General features: G+C 66.1%; 4 protein-coding genes. 1 reads left to right on the top strand and 3 read right to left on the bottom strand.

Annotated elements, in window-relative coordinates; translation table 11 throughout:
• On the top strand, window positions 1-432 hold a 432-nt coding region (locus JMF90_RS28270; protein WP_201325714.1), incomplete at its 5' end, for a porin.
• 62 nt (window positions 433-494) lie between these two features.
• On the opposite strand, the gene JMF90_RS28265 is transcribed toward JMF90_RS28270, so the two are convergent.
• The 3 genes from JMF90_RS28265 to JMF90_RS28255 form a co-directional block, all read right to left on the bottom strand.
• Window positions 495-1,643, bottom strand: coding sequence for a porin (locus JMF90_RS28265; protein WP_011549876.1), 1,149 nt, complete (start codon window positions 1,641-1,643; stop codon window positions 495-497).
• Between the two features lie 191 nt (window positions 1,644-1,834).
• Complete coding sequence (locus tag JMF90_RS28260) at window positions 1,835-2,398, bottom strand: cytochrome b (protein ID WP_011549875.1); 564 nt, start codon at window positions 2,396-2,398, stop codon at window positions 1,835-1,837.
• A gap of 151 nt (window positions 2,399-2,549) precedes the next feature.
• Window positions 2,550-3,730 (bottom strand): aminotransferase class III-fold pyridoxal phosphate-dependent enzyme (locus JMF90_RS28255; protein WP_201325713.1); only part of this gene is annotated, 1,181 nt, incomplete at its 5' end.

Genomic DNA, 3,730 nt, shown 5'->3' with positions numbered 1-3,730 from the left:
GCGTTCAGCGCCGCGCTCGCGTATTTCGGCCAGCATGACGTGACCGCCGGCGGCAATCTGCGCAACTTTTCGGGCGGTGCCGGCTACAACGTCGGGCCGTTTCGTGTCTTCGGGATGGTGTCGGACGTCCGGATCAGCGCCGCCGCGCCGTTGCGGGCCACCACCTATGACGCCGGGTTGACCTATGCCGTCACGCCGTCGTTGCAGCTGGGCGGCGGTTTCCAGTACCAGCAGCGCGGCGGCGATATCGGCTCGGCCAACCAGGTCACGTTGAGCGCCGACTATTCGCTGTCGAAACGTACCGGCCTTTACGCGGTATTCGCACGCGGGCACGACAGCGCGTATGGCGCGCAGGTCGAAGCGGCGCTCGGCGGGGCGGCGTCCGGCTCGACGCAGACCGCCGTTCGGCTCGGGCTGCGGCATCAGTTCTGACGACGCGGGAACACACGGGCTGGCGCGTGCGCCACGCGCGAGTCCGTGTTTTTCCACTGGATTCAGAAACGATGCATCATCCCGACGCGCAACGCCAGTTGGTTGCGGCCCGACGACTGCCCGGCCGTGCCCAGCACGTGCGCGTAGTCGAAGTCGGTGCCGGTGTTGCCGGTCGCATGCTGGTACGCGCCCTGGATGTACGTCGAGGTCCGCTTGCTGAGATCGTAGTCGAGCATCATCGACAGCTGGTGCCAGCTCGGCGACGCATCGCCCGCCGCCGTCGCGACATGCGCATGCGTGTAGGTATAGGCGGCGCCTAGCCAGAGATCCGGCCGGAAGAAATACTGGCCGTTGACCTCGAAGTTGTCGAATTTCCACGCGTTCTGCGAGCCTGCCGCGGGCTGGTTCGTGAAGTAGAGATTCGACTCGGGGTTGGTCACGTCGACGTGAGAATACGCGGCGGACAGCGTCAGCTTGTCGCTGAACTTGTACGATGCGCCGGCATCGATGTTCTGCTGCGAGCGGCCGCTGAAGACCGTGTCGTCGCTCGACAATGCGCCGCCCGCGATTGCGCCGCCGTTGTTGGCCTTCAGGTACGCGACGGCGGCGGAAAATGCGCCGGCCTGGTACTGCACGGCGGCGCTGTAAACGCGGTTTCGCGCGAAGCCGCCCGCCTGATTCGCGAGCCCGTAGAGCACTTCGCCCTTGAAGCCGCCATACGTGGGCGACACGTACTTGACGCTGTTCTGGATGCGGTAGTCCCAGTCGGCGTTGTCGTTGTCGTACGGGTGCGCGCCGAAGTCGCCGAGCCAGTTGCCGGTGGCCGTGAAAGGACTCCACATGTCGAGCGTGGGGTCGTACTGGCGGCCGAACGTGAGCGTGCCGAACCGGTCGGAATCAAGCCCGACGTAGGCCTGCCTGCCGAACATCCGCGACGTCACGCCGAGCGCGCCGGTGCTCGCGTTGAAGCCGTTCTCGAGCTGGAACAGCGCTCTCAGCCCGCCGCCGAGGTCCTCGGTGCCTTTCAGCCCCCAGTTGCTGCCCACGGTATCGCCGCTGACCATCTGGTAAGCCTTGCTGCCGCCCGCGTTGCTCGTGAAATTGACGCCTTCGTCGATCAGGCCGTATAGCGTCACGGTGCTTTGCGCATGGGCCGTCAGGCCGAATCCCATGGCGCTCGCGGCCGATACGGCCGCCATCATCTTCTTCATCGTCGATCTCCAGGTGGGGACGGCCCACGCGGCGCGGTTTCCGACGGCATGCGGCGGCACCGGACACGTGTGGCAAGTCCGCTTGTCGTTAGTAAAACGAAATATAAAATGCGAAGAAGATCGGCCCGCCGCGATCGCGGCGGACCGAATGACGAACCTCGCCGGGCGCGAGGTTCCGCGTGGCGGCGGCGTTACAGCATCCGCCGCAGCACGTCGTTTTCCGGATTGCGATCGAAGAACCGGTGTTTCAGCGCGCCGAGTACATGCAGCACGATGAGCGCGAGCAACGTGTAGGCGAGCGTCTTATGCAACCACTGAAACGCCTCGAACCAGTGGTCGTTCTTCGGCAGCAGCTCGGGTACGCGGAAAAAGAAGAACGGCACGCCGTCGCTCTGCGTAAACGTGCTGGACATCGAATAACCCATCAGCGGCACGATAATCGCGAGCGCGTACAGCAGGTAGTGGCCGATCTTGGCAAGCTTGCGGTCGAGCGTCGGCAGCGTGGAAGGCAGCGGCGGCAACGGCTTCATCGAACGAATCGCCAGTTGCGTGACGACCACCAGCAGCGTGAGCACGCCGAATTCCTTGTGGGTCGGGTAATACCAGTCGAACTTGGCCGGCAGGTTGTCGTCGAGCCGGACCATCGTCCAGCCGGTCCAGAGCTGCGCGCCGATCAGGATCGCCCTGACCCAGTGCAGCAGCCGAAGCGTGAGCGGGTATTTCTCCGCGGGGAATGCAATGGCCTGGTTGTCCATTTGACTTGTCTTCCTTTGAAACGACATTGCGACAGGCGGGATGCCGATCGTCGACTTCGACGTCCCGTGGCGATCTTCGTCGAACCGAGGCCGGATGGCGAGGCGCACGAACCTTCGACGAAAAGTCCGTGCGCCGGGCTGCTTCCTGCGGTCAGGCGATCGCCCGCGAATCCGCGCAGCACTCCTGCAATGCCTCGCGCAGCGTCACGGCCATGAAGTCGGCTTCGCCTTGCTGCAACGTCAGCGGCGGCGACATCACCACCTTGTTGGCGATCGCCCGCACCAGCACGCCGCGCCGGCGCGCGGCATCGGCCACGCGGGCGGCGAACCCCAGGCCCGGATCGAGCGGCGTGCGGCTGGCCTTGTCGGTCACCAGATCGAGCGCCAGCATCAGCCCCTTGCCGCGCACGTCGCCGACGGTCTCGAAGTCGGCCTTCAGCGGCAGCAATTGCTCGAGCAGGCGCTGGCCCACCCGCGCCGCGTTGCCCGGCAGATCCTCGGCCTCGACGATGTCGAGCACGGCGAGCGACGCGGCGCAGGCGAGCGGATGCCCGCTGTACGTATAGCCGTGCATGACCACGTGCGAGAAACCCGCGCCATGTTCGATCGCGTCGGCGATCCGCCCGTTGTACAGCGTCGCGCCGAGCGGCACGTAGCCGGCGGAAATGCCCTTGGCGACGCACAGGATGTCGGCGGCGACGCCCCAGCCGCGGCTGCCGAGCAGGCTGCCGGTGCGGCCGAAGCCGGTGACCACCTCGTCCGCGATCAGCAGGATGCCGTTGCGGTCGCATACGGCGCGCACGCGCGCCCAGTAATCGGCCGGCGGGACGATCAGGCCGCCGGCGCCCTGCACCGGTTCGGCGACGAATGCGGCGATGGTCTGCGGGCCGTGGAACGCGATCGTTTCCTCGAGCTGCCGGATGCAGTGCTCGACGAGTTGTTGCGGGTCGTCGCAGTTCCACGGATTGCGATAGAGCCACGGCGTGTCGAGCAGCACGCAGCCGGGCAGCAGCGGGCCGTGATTGTAATGGTAGACGCCGTTGCCGCCGATCGACGTGCCGCCCATGTGCACGCCGTGATAGCCGTTGCGCAGCGACAGGAATTTCGTGCGCGACGGCTCGCCCGCGGCGACCCAGTACTGGCGCGCCATCTTGAGCGCGGTCTCGATCGCGTCGGACCCGCCGCTGCCGAACATCACCCGTTGCATGTCCTCCTGCGCGAACATCGCGCACAGGCGGTCGGCCAGATCGTAGACGCGCGGATGGGCGACGCCGTCGAAGGTCTGGTAGTACGACAGCTCGTCCATCTGCCGGGCGATCGCGCTTTTCACTT

Origin of the sequence: Burkholderia sp. E168m23 (assembly GCF_016586125.1) — a bacterium.
GTDB lineage: Bacteria > Pseudomonadota > Gammaproteobacteria > Burkholderiales > Burkholderiaceae > Burkholderia > Burkholderia orbicola.
Note: the sequence above shows the minus strand (reverse complement) of the source record. Positions and strands in the feature narration are given on the sequence as shown.

Bases quoted from the DNA above. Each gene is read 5' to 3' on its own strand.
- JMF90_RS28265 (WP_011549876.1), bottom strand. From the start codon at position 1,643: ATGAAGAAGATGATGGCGGCCGTATCGGCCGCGAGCGCCATGGGATTC.
- JMF90_RS28260 (WP_011549875.1), bottom strand. From the start codon at position 2,398: ATGGACAACCAGGCCATTGCATTCCCCGCGGAGAAATACCCGCTCACG.